Raw genomic sequence first — 13,111 nt, forward strand, 5'->3', positions numbered from 1 at the left:
GGGCGGCCCACACCGTTCGCGCCCCCCGCAACCCGTTCCCTGACCCCTGGAAGAAGGGACGCATGGACGCCCTCCTCACACAGGTGCCGATCGCCGCGGCCGTCGGCGCGGTCCTGCTCCTGGCGGCCCTCGGCCTGAACTTCACGTTCGGGCAGATGGGCGTCATCAACATGGCCCACGGCGAGTTCCTGATGGTCGGCGCCTACACCGCGTTCGCCCTGCAGGCCTGGGCGGGGCTCGGCGGCGCCGCCGTGCTCGTGGCGCTGCCCGTCGCCTTCGCGGTCACCGCGCTCATGGGCCTGGCCCTGGAACGCGGGCTGATCCGGCACTTCTACGGACGCCCGCTGGACACCCTGCTGCTGACCTTCGGGGTGAGCCTGCTGCTCCAGCAGCTCGCCCGGGACGTGTTCGGCGCGCCCAACGTGGACGTGGCCGCCCCCTCCTGGCTGGCCGGGGGCACCAGCGTGCTCGGCGTGTGGCTGCACCACTCGCGGCTGTTCATCATCCTGCTGGCCGCGGTCGCGGTCGCCGCGATCGCGCTGTCCATCGCCCGGTCCCGCTCCGGGCGGTACATGCGCGCCGTGCTGCACGACCGCGACCTGGCGGCGGTGTCGGGCATCCCGGTGGGCCGGGTCGACGCGGCCACGTTCGCGGTCGGGTCGGGCCTGGCCGGGGTGGCCGGGGTGGCGCTGGCGCTCATCGGCCCGATCGGCCCGTCCATCGGCTCCTCCTACATCGTGGACGCGTTCCTGGTGGTCGTGGTCGGCGGCCTGGGGCAGCTGCGCGGCGCGGTCATCGCCGCCTTCGCGCTGGGGGCGCTCAACGCCTACAGCGAGCTGTGGACCGGCGCCAGCCTGGCCAAGGTGGTCGTCTTCGCCGTCATCATCGCGTTCCTGCAGGCCCGGCCGCAGGGACTGTTCTCCGTCAAGACGAGGGCCCTGGCATGACCACAGCGAATCCGACCGAAGCCTCCGCGGGGCCCACCTCCGAGGACGCGTCCTCCGGCCCCGCCGCGCGCGCCCGGCTCCTGCCGGGCGTCCCTCCCGCGCTGCTGATCGGGGTGGCCGCCGCCGTCGTGCTGGCGGTGATGCCCCTGCTGCTCGACGAGTTCCGCCTCGGGCTGCTCACCCGCTACCTCTGCTACGCGATCGTCGCCGTCGGCATCGCCGTGGCCTGGGGGCGCGGCGGCATGCTCACCCTGGGGCACGGGGTGTTCTTCGGCCTGGGCGCCTACGCCATGGCCGCGCACATGACCCTGGCCGCGACCCCGGACGGCGCCCTCCCCGAGTTCATGGTGTGGAACGGGATCGAGTCGCTGCCCCTGCTGTGGCGGCCGTTCCAGAGCCTGGCGTTCACACTGGCCGCCGTGGTCGTCCTGCCCGGCGCGATCGCCGCGCTGCTGGGGTGGGCGGTGTTCCGCCGCCGGGTCCGGGGGGCGTACTTCGCGATCCTCAACCAGGCGCTCGCCGCCGCCTTCGCGATCCTGCTCATCGGGCAGCAGCACCTCACCGGCGGCTCCTCGGGGCTGACGAACCTGCCCGTGCTCGCCGGGGTCGACCTGTCGACCGGCGCGGCGCGCACCGGCCTGTACTTCACGGTGGCGGGGTTCCTGCTGGCCGTGTGGGCGGCCTACACCCGGCTGATGGACTCCCGCTACGGGGCGCTGCTGGTGGCGGTGCGCGACTCCGAGGAGCGGGTCCGCTTCCTGGGCTACGACCCGACGTGGGTCAAGGCGTCGGCCTACACGCTCTCAGCGGTCGCGGCGGGTATCGCCGGGGCCCTGTTCGTCCCCGCGACCGGGATCATCACCCCGGCGCTGGTCGGGGTGATCCCCTCCATCCAGCTGGTGCTCATGGCGGCGCTCGGCGGCCGCCACTCGCTGACCGGCGCGGCGATCGGCGCGGTGGCGCTCGGCACCGCCGAGACCGCGTTCTCCGAGAGCTTCGCCGGGGGCTGGCTCTACCTCCAGGGGGCGCTGTTCGTCGTCGTGATCGCCCTGGCCCCGCGCGGGCTCGCCGGGTTCGCCGAATCCCTCGCGTCCCGCGTCTCCCCCGTAAGGAGAAGCCGATGACCGCCCTGCTCACCGTTTCCGGACTCACCGTCGCCTTCGGCTCCTTCACCGCCCTGGACGGGGTGGACCTGGCCGTCGAGGAGCGCGAGCTGCGCTTCCTCATCGGCCCGAACGGGGCCGGGAAGACCACCCTGATCGACGTCGTCACCGGCCGGACCCGCCCCACGTCGGGCACGGTGCGCTTCGCCGGTGCGGACACCACCGGCCTGGCCGAGCACCGCGCGGTGCGGGCGGGCATCGGGCGCACCTTCCAGACCGCCGCCGTGTTCGACGCGCTGACCGTCGCCGACAACGTCGACCTCGCCGCCTCGTTCCGGCTGGCCCCGCACCGGCTGCTGCGGCGCCGCGACCGGGCGCACGTGCCCGAGGCGCTGGAGCGGGTCGGCATGGCCGGCCTGGCCGAGCGGAAGGCGGGCGGGCTGTCCCACGGGCAGCGGCAGTGGTTGGAGATCGCGATGCTGCTGGCCCAGCGGCCCCGGCTGCTGCTCCTGGACGAGCCGGTCGCCGGGATGAGCGCCGCCGAGCGCGAGCGCACCGGCGAGCTGCTCGAAGAGATCGCGCGGGACACCACGGTGCTGGTGGTCGAGCACGACATGGAGTTCCTGCGCCGGCACGCCCGGACGGTGACCGTGCTGCACGAGGGGCGCGTGCTGACCGAGGGGACGCTGGAGGAGGTGCGGGCCGACGAGCGGGTGGCCGAGGTGTACCTGGGCCGGTCCGCGGTCGAGGAAGGAGCCGGGGCCGAGGACGGGCCCACTGCCGAGAAGGAGACCGCCGATGCTTGAGGTGGAGGGGGTCTGCGCCGGGTACGGGCGCGCCCAGGTGCTGTTCGACGTCTCCGTGCGCGCCGAGAGCGGTGCGGTGACGTGCGTGATGGGCCGTAACGGGGTCGGCAAGACGACGCTGCTCAATACGGTCGCGGGGCTGCTCCCGGCGACGGCGGGGCGCGTCGTCCTCGACGGTACGGACATCACACGGGCGCGCCCGCACCGCAGGGTCCGGGACGGGATCGGGTACGCGCCCCAGGGGCACGGCACGTTCGCGCCCATGACGGTGGCGGAGAACATCTCCGTCGCGCGCGAGGCGGCCGGGCGGGCGGGCCCCGAGGCGGTGGAGGAGGCGCTGGAACTGTTCCCGCGCCTGCGCCCCCTGCTGGACCGGCGGGCCGGGTTCCTGTCCGGCGGGCAGGCCCAGCAGCTCGCCATCGCCCGCGCGCTGGTGACCGCGCCGAAGCTGCTGGTGCTGGACGAGCCGACGGAGGGCATCCAGCCGTCGATCGTCGCCGAGATCGAAGAGGTGATCCGCACGGTGGCCGAACGCGGCGTGGCGGTGCTCCTCGTTGAGCAGTACATGGACGTGGCACTGCGCCTGGCGGACGAGGTGGCGGTCATCGACGCCGGCCGGGTGGTGCACTCGGGTCCGCGCACGTCCCTGGAGGACGGCGAGGCCCAGAAGCTCATCGCGATCTGATGGGCCCCGCCCCGTCTTGTTGATCTCGGGGAAGTCGGGCTTAAGAGGGCCGCCATAAGCCCGACTTCCCCGAGATCAACGAGAGGGCGCCCCATAGGGTGCCTCCATGGACGTGTTCGATGAACTCCTCCGCGGCGTGCGCGGGCAGGGCGCGGTGTTCGGGCGGTCGGCGCTGCGTCCGCCGTGGTCGCTGCACTTCACCGATGAGGCCTACCTGACGCTGGTCATCCCCATGCGCGGATCGGTGTGGATCCTTACGGAGGACGGGGCGCGGCGCAGGGTCGTGGAGGCCGAGGCGGCGATCGTGCGCGGGCCCGCCCCGTTCACGCTCACCGACGACCCGGACGCGGACCGGTCGGCGGTGCGGCGGGAGGTGCGGTGCCTGTCCGACGAGGGGACCGCCCCCGGCGGGGAGGAGGGTCCGGACGACCTCCAGGCCGAGACCGTGGTCCTCGCCGCCGCGTACGACGTCCGCGCGCAGGTGCCGCAGCGGCTGCTCCAGGTGCTCCCGTCCGTGCTCGTCGTCCCGGACGAGAACGAGGAGTGCAAGACCATGCGGGCCTACCTGGAGATGCAGCTCGTGTGCGGGCGGCCGGGGCGGCAGATCGTGTTGGACCGGCTGTTGGACTGGCTGCTGGTGTGCACCCTGCGGGGGTGGTTCGAGCTGTCGGAGGCCGAGTCGCCGAACTACTACCGGGCGCTGAGCGACGACGTGGCGGGGCCCGCGCTGCAGGCGATGCACGAGGACCCGGCGCACGCGTGGACGACGGCGTCGCTGGCGGCGCGCGCGGGGGTGTCGCGGTCGACCTTCGCCAAGCGCTTCGCCGAACAGGTGGGCGAGGGCCCCATGGCGTACCTGACCGGCTGGCGGATGACGCTGGCGGCGGACCTGCTGCACCGACCGGACATGACGGTCGCGGCGGTGGCCCGGAGGGTGGGGTACGCGGACGCGTTCGGCTTCAGCGCGGCGTTCAAGCGCGTCCAGGGGGTGAGCCCCACCGCCTATCGGCAGGCGGCGGAGGCATCACCGGAGGAGGCGGTCATCCCCGTCGGATGACGTGGAGGAGGGCCGCCCACTCAGAGGCGGGGAAGGAGAGGTGCCCGAGGTCGCGATTGCGGGTGTCACGGACGGCCGTCGTGGGGCCTTCGGCGACCTCGACGCAGTCCTGGTGCGCACCGCCGCTGTGGGTGGACTTGTGCCAGTGATGCCCGACCTCGACGCACTCCTAATGCCCCCCTTTGCTGTGGGAGGACTTGCGCCATCTGAAGTCAATCATTCAGGGCCTTCCGTTCTTCCCTAATCAACTCCATGGTCCGATCCGGATCCAGGGCCAGTGCTTGGAGGCGCCCGAACCGCAGCTTGTACTCTGTCACGCTGTCGCCGTCGTCGATGATTTGCCCCCTAGAGGCGCTCTCCTCGTAGACGACCTCAGGGCCGACGGAGGGCGCGACGACCATGAAGGGGCCGATCAGGCCCGGGTGCTCTGACCGCGTTATGACCTGCATGCTGACTCTACCGATCTCAGCCAAGGCCAATAGATGGTCGAGCTGGTCGCGCATGACGTCAGGCGAACTGAGAGGGCGTCCTCCTTCCAAGAAGCGCCGCGCCCGCGCCATCCTGGCTTCGACGGCCCCCTCGATCACTGATTCCGACTCCCAGTACAAAATCGCCCGTATCAACCCTCTCGCGTAGTCTTCGGTGTGAAGCAGGCCGGGGATGGTCAGCAGCTGAGCCTGCAGGATCGATTCCGCATCCGCCTGGAGATCCGAGACGGCACTGAGCCTTTGCCAACCTGTTCACGGGGTGGCGAGCATGAGGGAAGGCATCGATGATGCCGTGCTCGCGGGCGACCCCCATGTCATGGCGCGCCCCGGGCAGCACTGGTGAGATCCACACCGGTCGACCGAACGGATCAGCCACGACCTGCACGTTCCCCCGTGGCAGGCGATCGCCCGTCTATCAGGAGCTTCACTTGCTTGTGGCCACGCCGTGCCGGGCACCCTGCGAGCAGCCCGAACACCAGGTTGGCAAAGGCTCAGTGTCAGGCTGGTCCGTCCGCGCTGCGGGCGCGGCGTAGCTCGGCCAGCGCCTCGGCGAGTTCGCACTCGGCCTCCTCGCGCAACATGCGGAGCCCGGTCGGATCGGCATCGCGTGCGGCGCGGGCGCCCAGCAGCGCCTGGGCGGCCAGGAGCACCCGCATGAGCGGGTCCGTCACGTCACCGTTGCCGGGGAGCTGGCTCCAGTCGTACAGAGTGCGCCGGGTGCGGTGGACGAGCACGGTCTCGGCCAGGTACTGCCGCCCGATCCGGTCGCGCCAGGCCCCCATGAAGCGGCTCAGGTCCACCGGCGGGTCCTCGCCCGTGTCCACCCGGGCAGCCGTCTCCCTTTCCACCACCGCCAGCAGATCGCCCAGCAGCATCGGGACGTCGCCTTCCTCGTGATGCTCCGGGTCGAGCACCGTTTCCGCGCCCAGCGTGCGCAGCGCGGACAGCAATTGTTCGGCGGTGAGGGGGCTGACATTCTCGCTGACCATACCCCCAAGTGTCCCACTTCTCCGGGGTGGAGGGGCCCGAGGAGCCTGAGCCTGCACGATCCCACATCCCCCGCCTGGTCTCGTGCTGTGGCCGCTCCCGGTCCTTCGACGCCCGCGCGCCGCGCCCCACCACCCGGCGGAGGACGCCGCCGCGTCCGGTAACTCCCGGAGCCTGCGCTTGCGCGGAACGGGGGACGCGAACGATGCCTCAACCGAGTTGCTACCTGCTGGAATACTCCGTCGATCCAGGGGGGCACGCCACGCGCACCTCTACGCGCACTCCACACTCGACGGCCTACGCGAACTGATGGGCGATGAGGTCGACCCCTACCTGTTGCGCCCTGAGTTTGTTGCAGGCGTCGTTGACTGTCAGCCGGCCCGTACGGGCTCGGCGGACTGATCGTCGCCGCTCATGCGGTGAGCGGCCTCGACCCCGGCGGGAGCACGCCGGCCCAGCTCGCCGTGGAGGCGCCGGTGGTTGTACCAGCCGACGTACTCGGCGAGAGCGAGTTCGACGTCGTTGACCGATGCCCAGCCGCGGCCGCGTTTCACGGGGTTGTGGATCAACTCGCCCTTGAACAACGAATTGAATGCCTCAGCCATCGCGTTATCGTAGGAATCCCCGCGGGAGCCGACCAGGGCTGATTCAAAGTCGGTGACCATTCCGGTTCTCGCCGGTCAGGCGAGCCCGATGAGATCGAGCGGGCGGGTGAAGCACCCATAGGAGGCCCACCGGATCGCGTCGGGAGCGGTCGGGCGCTTGAGCTCGGTGAGTCGTAGTGCGGCCAGGCTGCGCAGCACGGCGAGGTTGGCGGGCCCATGGCCGGAGCGGACCTTGCAGGCGTCCTCGGCGAAGGTGGTACCGCGAACATGGTGCAGCGCCTCAATCGCCCAATGGCCGCGCACCAGAGCGCCCGAGCGCCCGGCACCCGCTCGTTCGGCCGGAAGACTGGTTGAGCGGCGGCCGAGCCGCGCAGAGTCTTCCCGTCGATCGCCAGGGTGTCGGCCGGCTCGGGGCGGGCCAGGGCCGCCACTCCCACCGGTGCCACGGTCAGAAGGACCCGCCGGACGGTGGCGGTGCACACCCGCTCCCCGAACCCCGACGTCCCGCCCGACTACGACGCCTTCCTGCTCGTCCACCACGCCCACCGCGCCGACTGGAGCCTCAGCTACCGGTCGGCCGTCACCACCCCCTACCTCGCCACCAACCGCATCGACCCCGAGATCACCGTCGCCGCCACCACGCTCGACGCCCTCGACTCCGCCCTCACCTCCTTCCAGCGCCCCTTCCACGTCCGCCCGTACATCGACTGCGTCCGCTCCTGGTGAGGCGATCACCCATCCACGAGCCCCATGAAGCCGCGTAGCACCGCATGAACGCGCCGCGCGCCCGGGTCCACGGGGGACCGGGCGCGCGGTGTGGCTTCACGGAGCGGTCAGGGTCACCCCTCCCAGGCGCCGGACTTCGCCGCGTCGTCGGCGAAGTCCGTGAAGTCGCGGGGCGGGCGGCCCAGCGCGCGCTCGACTCCGTCGGCGATGACCGCGTCCCCGCTGGTGCGGATCGGGGTCAGCGCGTTCGCCCAGACTGCCGCATCCTCGGCGGGCACCCCCGCCCCGGCGAGCATCTCCGTGAAGCCCCCCACGGTCACGTCCGCGAACCGGGCCGGTCGGCCGGTCGCACGGGAGATCTCGGCCAGCGCGTCGGCGACGCTGAGCGCCCGCGGCCCGGACAGCTCGTACTCCTGCCCGTCGTGCCCGTCCTCCGTCAGCGCCGCCACGGCGACCGCCGCGATGTCGTCGGCGTCCACGAACGCCGCGCGGCCGTCCCCGACCGGCAGGGCCAGCTCCCCCGCCACGACCCCGTCGCGGAACAGGCCCTCACTGAAGTTCTGCGCGAACCAGGCCGGCTTCAGCACCGTCCAGGCGGCGCCCGACGCGCGGACGGCGCGCTCGCCCTCCAGGTGGCATTCGGTGATCACCGACTCCGGACCGAAGTAGCCGGGCACCTCCACGCCCCGCGCCGACAGCAGGACCAGGCGCTCGACCCCGGCCGCCACCGCCTTCTCCACCAGGGCGGGCGTGCGCGGGGGCGGGGCGTCGAGCGGGGTGATGAAGGCGGCCCGGACGCCGTCGAGCGCCGCCGCCCAGGTGCCGGGGTCGTCCCAGTCGAAGTGAACCTCGGACCGGCGCGACGCCGCCCGAACGGGGACGCCCCTGTCGCGCAGGGCGGCGGCGACGCGCCCGCCGATCGTTCCGGTACCGCCGATGACGAGAACAGGTCGAGTATCCATGCGCCCATCGTCGTGGTGTGGGCCCCCGGATCCCATGCGTGCGCGTATCGGCCCCATGTGCGTTCGTCCGCCCCTGTTGCCGGTCCGGCAACGGTTATTGCCTTCTCCACGGACACGGGGCACATTGGCGGCCGACGGCGCACAGGGAGAACGGACGGCGATCATGGACGCGCAGACCTGGGACGAGCGGTACAGCAGCCAGGAGAGGCTGTTCAGCGGGAACCCCAACGGGGTGCTCGTCGACGAGGTGGAGGCCCTGCCGCCCGGCCGCGCGCTCGACCTCGGAGCCGGCGAGGGGGCCGACGCCCTCTGGCTGGCCGACCGGGGCTGGCGGGTCACCGCCGTGGACATCTCCCAGGTGGCGCTGGACCGCGCCGCGGCCGCCGCGGGCGCACTCGCCGACAAGGTGTCCTGGGTCCGGGCGGACCTGACCGCCGACCCGCCGCCCCCGGGCCCGTTCGACCTGGTGTCGGCGCACTTCTTCCCGCTGCCGGTCCAGGAGGGGCACACCGCCCTCAAGGCGCTGCTGGAGACCGTGGCCCCCGGCGGCACGCTGCTGTACGTCGGCCACTGCGCCGACGACTTCGGCCCCCAGCAGTGGCGGGAGATCGACGCGACCGCCTACTACTGGCCCGCCGATGTCGCCGAGGTCCTCGGCGACGAATGGACCATCGAGGTGAACGAGGTCCGCCCTCGCCCCACCGTGCCCGAGGGGGCGCACCACACCCGCGACACCGTCCTCAGAGCGCGCCGCACGAGTTAGCCCCCCGCGTCGTTGATCTCGGGAAATGCGCCCCTAACAGCGGCCCGGTAGCGTCGTTTCTCCCGAGATCAACGCGGGGTGCGGGGGATCAGGCCCACACGCCCGTTTCGGCGGTGCGGAGGACCCACTCGTGGAAGTCCGTCGCCGGGCGCCCCAGCGCGCGCTGGACTCCGTCCACGACGTCGGCCGAGTGCCCGTCCCGGTGCAGGGCGAACATCGCGTTGAGCGCCGTGGCCAACTCCTCCGGGAACCCCTGGCCGACGAGCTCGTCGTGGTACTGCTCCGGGGTCAGCTCCTCGAAGCGGACCTCGCGCCCCGCCGCCTCCCCGATCGCCCGCGCCGCCTCCGCGAAGGTGATCGCCCGCGGCCCGGACAGCTCGTACACCTGCCCGTCGTGCCCGTCCTCCGTCAGCGCCGCCACGGCCACCGCCGCCACGTCTTCGGCGTCCACGAACGGCTCGGGGACGGCGCCGATGGGCAGCGCCAGCCGCCCGGACCGGACCGGCTCCAACCACAGGTCCTCGGTGAAGTTCTGGAAGAAGTTGTTCGGCCGGATGATCGTCCAGGCGGCCCCCGACGCCTGGGCCGCCTCCTCGGCCGCGACCATGCCCTGCCCGAAGTCGGGGCCGGTGTGCTCGATGCCGTGCCCGGACAGGACGGCGAACCGCCCGACCCCCGCCTTGACCGCCTGGGCGACGAAGTCGCCGATGGGGGCGGGGTCCTCGGGAGCGACCAGGTAGACGGCGCGCACGCCGTCCAGGGCGGCGCCCCAGGTCCCGGGGTCGGTCCAGTCGAAGGCGACCTCGCTGGAGCGCGACGCCGCGCGGACCGGGGCGCCCGCTTCGCGGAGCCGCCGGACCACCCGGCGGCCGGTCTTGCCGGTGGCGGCCAGAACGAGGATGTCGCCGCCGGTGCTGAGAGTGCTCTCGTCGTTCGTCATGCTTCGATCCAAGCGCGCGGCGGCCGCCCGGGACATGGGCGAGTGTGCGGCCCGCATACGCGTCCGTCCGGACCCCCCAAGGCCTGCCCGCGATGATCTCGACGGAAGTGCTGTCATTCGGGCGGTTTTGACAGCACTTCCGTCGAGATCATCGGCAGGGGGCGGGGGACTGCGCCGCTACGCCGGGCCCGGTTCGCCCTCGGAGTCGTCGTCGGGGACCCGGCAGGCCCACTCCAGGAACACCGCCGCCCCGAACAGGACGGCCCCCGCGGCCATCGTGCCCAGCGACGTGAAGAAGTCCTCCCTGGGCAGCGGGGTCTGCAACCGGCCCCCCAGGTACACGGCCATGCCCGCGAACACCCCGACGGCCAGGGACGCGAACAGCGCGCTCGCCTTGGCCAGGGCCACCAGGCGCGCCGCGCTCAGGGGCTCGATGGGCTCGGTCCCCGGCGCGCGGCGGATGCGGCGGCGGGTGTGGTGGCCGGTGATCGCCTCTCCGACGGCCAGCAGGAGCAGGGTCGGCACCGCCGTCCAGGGCAGCGGCGGCAGCGCGCTGTAGAAGGCGGCCACCAGGGGGTAGGCCGCCAGGGCCGAGGCGACCGCCACCGCGATCGGCACCTTCCACCCGATGGGGTGCATGCGCCGCTCGTCGTCGGGGCCGCCGGGGCGGCCCCGCCCCCGGCCGGTGCCGCCGTCCGGCTCATCGCGGCCCCACTCCTGATCGTCGTGGGACACGGTCTAGGCCCCCCGCCCGGGCAGGACCAGCTCCAGGTCGTCCCGGCGGTCCGCCTCCTGGTCGGCCACGGCCGCCAGTAGGTCCGCCACCGGGCCGCGCCCCGGCAGCACGGCGCCGGGATCGGCGTCGGCCCAGGGCCGCAGCACGAACGCGCGCTCGTGCGCCCGCGGGTGCGGCAGCGTCAGGTCGGGGTCGCCGCTGAGCTCGTCGCCCAGCGCGATGATGTCCACGTCCAGGGTGCGCGGCCCCCACCGCACCTCCCGCACCCGGTGGAAGCGCTTCTCCACCTCCTGGGTGCGGGCCAGCAGCCCGTGCGGGGCCAGCGCGCAGTCGGCGACCAGCACCGCGTTGAGGTAGGGGCCCTGCTCGGGGCCGCCCACCGGCGCGGTCTCGTACACCGGGGACACCGCGGCGGCGGTCAGCCCGGGAGCGGCCCCGGGGCCGACGAGCGCGTCCACCGCCCCCTGCAGCGTGGCCATCCGGTCGCCCATGTTGGACCCCAGGGCCAGCACGGCCGTGCGCGCCATGCTCACTCCACCCCCCTGACCACGGTCACCGACACGTCCTCGAAGGCGTGCGGGATGGGCGCCGACGGCTTGTGCACGGTGACCTCCGCGCGCCGCACCGGCTTCTCCTCCAGGCACACCCGGGCCAGCCGCTCGGCCAGCGTCTCCAGCAGGTTCACCGGCTCCCCGGTGACGACCTCCACCAGGCGCGAGGCCAGCTCCCCGTAGTGCACCGTGTCGGCGACGTCGTCGCTGGCCGCGGCGGGGCGGGTGTCCACGTCCAGCACCGCGTCCACCACGAAGTCCTGGCCGTCGCGGCGCTCGTGCCCGTAGACCCCGTGGTAGCCGTAGGCCCGCAGGCCGCGCAGGGCGATCCGGTCGCCCTGCGCGGCGGTGTCCGTCTCCCTGCTCATTCGGCGGGTGCGCCCCCCTGCTCGCCTTCCTCGTCCTCGTCCGGCATCACCGGCGAGGCGTGGTGCGACCACAGCCGCCACCCCTGCGGGGTGTGCACGAACATGTTGGTGGTCACCACCTGGCCGCCCGCGACGAAGCCGGGGCTGCCGTCCTCGGCGGTGAGCACGTTCTCCTCGCACGTCACCATGGCGACGTCGCCGCTGACCCCGATGTGGGTGTCGGTGAGCACGTACTGGATGTAGGGCACGTTCGCCATGATCAGCGCCCAGGCGCGCAGGATCTCGGCGCGGCCGCGCAGCAGCGGCCAGCCCGGGTTGACGCACACCAGGTCGGGGGCCTCGTCCTCCTCGGCCCAGATCCGGTGCATGGCGTCGATGTCGCCGTTCTCGATGGCGCCGTAGAACTGCGCGTTGGCCTCGGCCACGCGCTCCATGACCTCCTGGCGGGACCTCACCGGCCGCTCCCGCCGCGGCCGACCGCGTCCGCGCGGCCCTCGTCGAGCAGCGCGCCGCCGGTGCGCCAGGCGGCGGCCACCCGCACCGCGTCGGCGCTGGGGCGCACGTCGTGCACCCGCACGCACCAGGCGCCGGCGGCGGCCGACAGCGCGGTCAGTGCCAGGGTGGCGTCGTCGGATTCGGAGAACGGGCGGTCGTGGCCGTCGGCGTCGGCCAGCAGCCTGCCGAGGAACCGTTTGCGTGAACCGGCGATCAGCAATGGGCGTCCCAGATCGTCGAAGCGGTCGAGGTGCGCGAGGAGCTGCCAGTTGTGGGCCTCCTCGGGCCTCTTGGCGAAGCCCAGCCCGGGGTCGAGCACGATCTGCGCGGGGTCCACGCCCTGGTCGACCATGGCCGCCATGCGGTCCCGCAGCTCGGCGTGGACCTCGGCGACCACGTCGGTGTAGACCGCGCGCCGCTGCATGTCGTGGCTGTGGCCGCGCCAGTGCATCAGCACGTAGGCCACCCCGGCCTTGGCCACCAGCGGCGCCATGGACGGGTCGGCCAGGCCTCCGCTGACGTCGTTGACCAGGACCGCCCCCGCCTGCACGGCGTGCTCGGCGACCTGCGCGCGCATCGTGTCGATGCTGACGGCGACCCCGTCCCGGGTCAGTTCCCGTACCACGGGGACGACCCGGCGCAGCTCCTCGTCCAGCGAGACCCGCTGGGCCCCGGGGCGGGTGGACTCGCCGCCGACGTCGACGATGTCGGCCCCCTGCGCGGCCAGCTCCAGCCCGTGCTCGACGGCGCGGCCGTGGTCGAACCACCGGCCGCCGTCGGAGAAGGAGTCGGGGGTCACGTTGACGACCCCCATCACCAGGCAGCGCTCCCGCCGGGGGAGCCCCGGGAGCCCGTATGTCGTCGACGCCATGCCCTCACCCTACGAGAAGCG

General features: G+C 73.0%; 17 protein-coding genes and 3 pseudogenes. 7 read left to right on the forward strand and 13 right to left on the reverse strand.

Features of this window, described 5'->3' with window-relative positions; genetic code table 11:
* Positions 1-62: 62 nt before the first annotated feature.
* From urtB to O4J56_RS03640, 5 genes are all read left to right on the forward strand, one after another.
* Positions 63-947 carry an urea ABC transporter permease subunit UrtB gene (gene urtB, locus O4J56_RS03620; RefSeq protein ID WP_270683625.1) on the forward strand — a complete coding sequence of 295 codons (885 nt, stop codon included), beginning with the start codon at positions 63-65 and terminating at the stop codon, positions 945-947.
* Positions 944-2,071 (forward strand): urea ABC transporter permease subunit UrtC, encoded by a 1,128-nt coding sequence (urtC, locus tag O4J56_RS03625; RefSeq protein WP_270683626.1) that lies wholly within the window; start codon positions 944-946, stop codon positions 2,069-2,071. The genes urtB and urtC overlap by 4 nt, the downstream gene beginning before the upstream one ends.
* Complete coding sequence (gene urtD, locus O4J56_RS03630) at positions 2,068-2,856, forward strand: urea ABC transporter ATP-binding protein UrtD (protein ID WP_270683627.1); 789 nt, start codon at positions 2,068-2,070, stop codon at positions 2,854-2,856. The genes urtC and urtD overlap by 4 nt, the downstream gene beginning before the upstream one ends.
* Positions 2,849-3,541 (forward strand): ATP-binding cassette domain-containing protein, encoded by a 693-nt coding sequence (locus O4J56_RS03635; protein ID WP_270683628.1) that lies wholly within the window; start codon positions 2,849-2,851, stop codon positions 3,539-3,541. The genes urtD and O4J56_RS03635 overlap by 8 nt, the downstream gene beginning before the upstream one ends.
* 106 nt (positions 3,542-3,647) lie before the next feature.
* On the forward strand, positions 3,648-4,598 hold the full coding sequence (locus O4J56_RS03640) for an AraC family transcriptional regulator (RefSeq protein ID WP_270683629.1): 951 nt from the start codon (positions 3,648-3,650) through the stop codon (positions 4,596-4,598).
* Here O4J56_RS03640 and O4J56_RS32015 read toward each other — a convergent pair.
* The 6 genes and pseudogenes from O4J56_RS32015 to O4J56_RS03670 form a co-directional block, all read right to left on the reverse strand.
* Positions 4,582-4,686, reverse strand: a pseudogene (locus tag O4J56_RS32015) (DUF397 domain-containing protein); the annotation flags it as partial. The gene O4J56_RS03640 and the pseudogene O4J56_RS32015 sit on opposite strands and share 17 nt — an antisense overlap.
* A gap of 124 nt (positions 4,687-4,810) precedes the next feature.
* A pseudogene (locus tag O4J56_RS03650) lies at positions 4,811-5,305 on the reverse strand (DUF5753 domain-containing protein); the annotation flags it as partial.
* A 46-nt stretch (positions 5,306-5,351) separates the two neighbouring features.
* Positions 5,352-5,474: pseudogene (locus O4J56_RS03655) on the reverse strand (IS5/IS1182 family transposase); the annotation flags it as partial.
* A 109-nt stretch (positions 5,475-5,583) separates the two neighbouring features.
* Complete coding sequence (locus tag O4J56_RS03660; RefSeq protein ID WP_270683630.1) at positions 5,584-6,075, reverse strand: hypothetical protein; 492 nt, start codon at positions 6,073-6,075, stop codon at positions 5,584-5,586.
* A 369-nt stretch (positions 6,076-6,444) separates the two neighbouring features.
* Positions 6,445-6,738 (reverse strand): integrase core domain-containing protein, encoded by a 294-nt coding sequence (locus O4J56_RS03665; protein WP_408639077.1) that lies wholly within the window; start codon positions 6,736-6,738, stop codon positions 6,445-6,447.
* A 15-nt stretch (positions 6,739-6,753) separates the two neighbouring features.
* Complete coding sequence (locus O4J56_RS03670; protein WP_270683631.1) at positions 6,754-6,981, reverse strand: hypothetical protein; 228 nt, start codon at positions 6,979-6,981, stop codon at positions 6,754-6,756.
* A gap of 165 nt (positions 6,982-7,146) precedes the next feature.
* On the opposite strand from O4J56_RS03670, the gene O4J56_RS03675 reads away from it, so the two are divergent.
* Entirely contained in the window at positions 7,147-7,404 is a 258-nt protein-coding gene (locus tag O4J56_RS03675) for a hypothetical protein (RefSeq protein WP_270683632.1), read from the forward strand.
* Positions 7,405-7,517: 113 nt separating this feature from the next.
* Here the strand turns inward: O4J56_RS03675 and O4J56_RS03680 are convergent, their stop codons facing one another.
* Positions 7,518-8,366 (reverse strand): NAD(P)H-binding protein, encoded by an 849-nt coding sequence (locus O4J56_RS03680; RefSeq protein WP_270683633.1) that lies wholly within the window; start codon positions 8,364-8,366, stop codon positions 7,518-7,520.
* Positions 8,367-8,529: 163 nt separating this feature from the next.
* Between O4J56_RS03680 and O4J56_RS03685 the strand changes: the two genes are divergently transcribed.
* Positions 8,530-9,129, forward strand: a complete 600-nt coding sequence (locus tag O4J56_RS03685; protein ID WP_270683634.1) for a class I SAM-dependent methyltransferase — start codon at positions 8,530-8,532, stop codon at positions 9,127-9,129.
* An 88-nt stretch (positions 9,130-9,217) separates the two neighbouring features.
* On the opposite strand, the gene O4J56_RS03690 is transcribed toward O4J56_RS03685, so the two are convergent.
* From O4J56_RS03690 to folP, 6 genes are all read right to left on the reverse strand, one after another.
* Complete coding sequence (locus O4J56_RS03690) at positions 9,218-10,069, reverse strand: NmrA family NAD(P)-binding protein (RefSeq protein WP_270683635.1); 852 nt, start codon at positions 10,067-10,069, stop codon at positions 9,218-9,220.
* A 177-nt stretch (positions 10,070-10,246) separates the two neighbouring features.
* A complete protein-coding gene (locus tag O4J56_RS03695) occupies positions 10,247-10,804 on the reverse strand; it encodes a DUF3180 domain-containing protein (protein WP_270683636.1) in 558 nt (185 codons plus the stop codon).
* Between the two features lie 3 nt (positions 10,805-10,807).
* Positions 10,808-11,332, reverse strand: a complete 525-nt coding sequence (gene folK, locus O4J56_RS03700; RefSeq protein ID WP_270683637.1) for a 2-amino-4-hydroxy-6-hydroxymethyldihydropteridine diphosphokinase — start codon at positions 11,330-11,332, stop codon at positions 10,808-10,810.
* Between the two features lie 2 nt (positions 11,333-11,334).
* The gene (gene folB / locus O4J56_RS03705; RefSeq protein ID WP_270683638.1) at positions 11,335-11,724 is read right to left on the reverse strand and encodes a dihydroneopterin aldolase; all 390 of its coding nucleotides are present in this window, start codon (positions 11,722-11,724) and stop codon (positions 11,335-11,337) included.
* Positions 11,721-12,179: a nuclear transport factor 2 family protein gene (locus O4J56_RS03710; RefSeq protein WP_270683639.1), complete on the reverse strand. Its 459-nt coding sequence runs from the start codon at positions 12,177-12,179 to the stop codon at positions 11,721-11,723. Before O4J56_RS03710 ends, folB begins: the two co-directional genes overlap by 4 nt.
* Positions 12,176-13,090 carry a dihydropteroate synthase gene (gene folP, locus O4J56_RS03715; protein ID WP_270683640.1) on the reverse strand — a complete coding sequence of 305 codons (915 nt, stop codon included), beginning with the start codon at positions 13,088-13,090 and terminating at the stop codon, positions 12,176-12,178. The genes O4J56_RS03710 and folP overlap by 4 nt, the downstream gene beginning before the upstream one ends.
* Positions 13,091-13,111: the final 21 nt, after the last annotated feature.

Source organism: Nocardiopsis endophytica (genome assembly GCF_027706725.1).
Classification (GTDB): domain Bacteria; phylum Actinomycetota; class Actinomycetes; order Streptosporangiales; family Streptosporangiaceae; genus Nocardiopsis_A; species Nocardiopsis_A endophytica.

Excerpts from the sequence above, each read along its gene's own strand:
- O4J56_RS03635 (WP_270683628.1), top strand. The coding sequence starts at position 2,849 with ATGCTTGAGGTGGAGGGGGTCTGCGCCGGGTACGGGCGCGCCCAGGTG.
- urtC (WP_270683626.1), top strand. The coding sequence starts at position 944 with ATGACCACAGCGAATCCGACCGAAGCCTCCGCGGGGCCCACCTCCGAG.
- folB (WP_270683638.1), bottom strand. The coding sequence starts at position 11,724 with ATGAGCAGGGAGACGGACACCGCCGCGCAGGGCGACCGGATCGCCCTG.
- folP (WP_270683640.1), bottom strand. The coding sequence starts at position 13,090 with ATGGCGTCGACGACATACGGGCTCCCGGGGCTCCCCCGGCGGGAGCGC.
- folK (WP_270683637.1), bottom strand. The coding sequence starts at position 11,332 with ATGGCGCGCACGGCCGTGCTGGCCCTGGGGTCCAACATGGGCGACCGG.
- O4J56_RS03640 (WP_270683629.1), top strand. The coding sequence starts at position 3,648 with ATGGACGTGTTCGATGAACTCCTCCGCGGCGTGCGCGGGCAGGGCGCG.
- O4J56_RS03690 (WP_270683635.1), bottom strand. The coding sequence starts at position 10,069 with ATGACGAACGACGAGAGCACTCTCAGCACCGGCGGCGACATCCTCGTT.
- urtD (WP_270683627.1), top strand. The coding sequence starts at position 2,068 with ATGACCGCCCTGCTCACCGTTTCCGGACTCACCGTCGCCTTCGGCTCC.
- O4J56_RS03680 (WP_270683633.1), bottom strand. The coding sequence starts at position 8,366 with ATGGATACTCGACCTGTTCTCGTCATCGGCGGTACCGGAACGATCGGC.
- urtB (WP_270683625.1), top strand. The coding sequence starts at position 63 with ATGGACGCCCTCCTCACACAGGTGCCGATCGCCGCGGCCGTCGGCGCG.
- O4J56_RS03660 (WP_270683630.1), bottom strand. The coding sequence starts at position 6,075 with ATGGTCAGCGAGAATGTCAGCCCCCTCACCGCCGAACAATTGCTGTCC.
- O4J56_RS03665 (WP_408639077.1), bottom strand. The coding sequence starts at position 6,738 with ATGGTCACCGACTTTGAATCAGCCCTGGTCGGCTCCCGCGGGGATTCC.
- O4J56_RS03685 (WP_270683634.1), top strand. The coding sequence starts at position 8,530 with ATGGACGCGCAGACCTGGGACGAGCGGTACAGCAGCCAGGAGAGGCTG.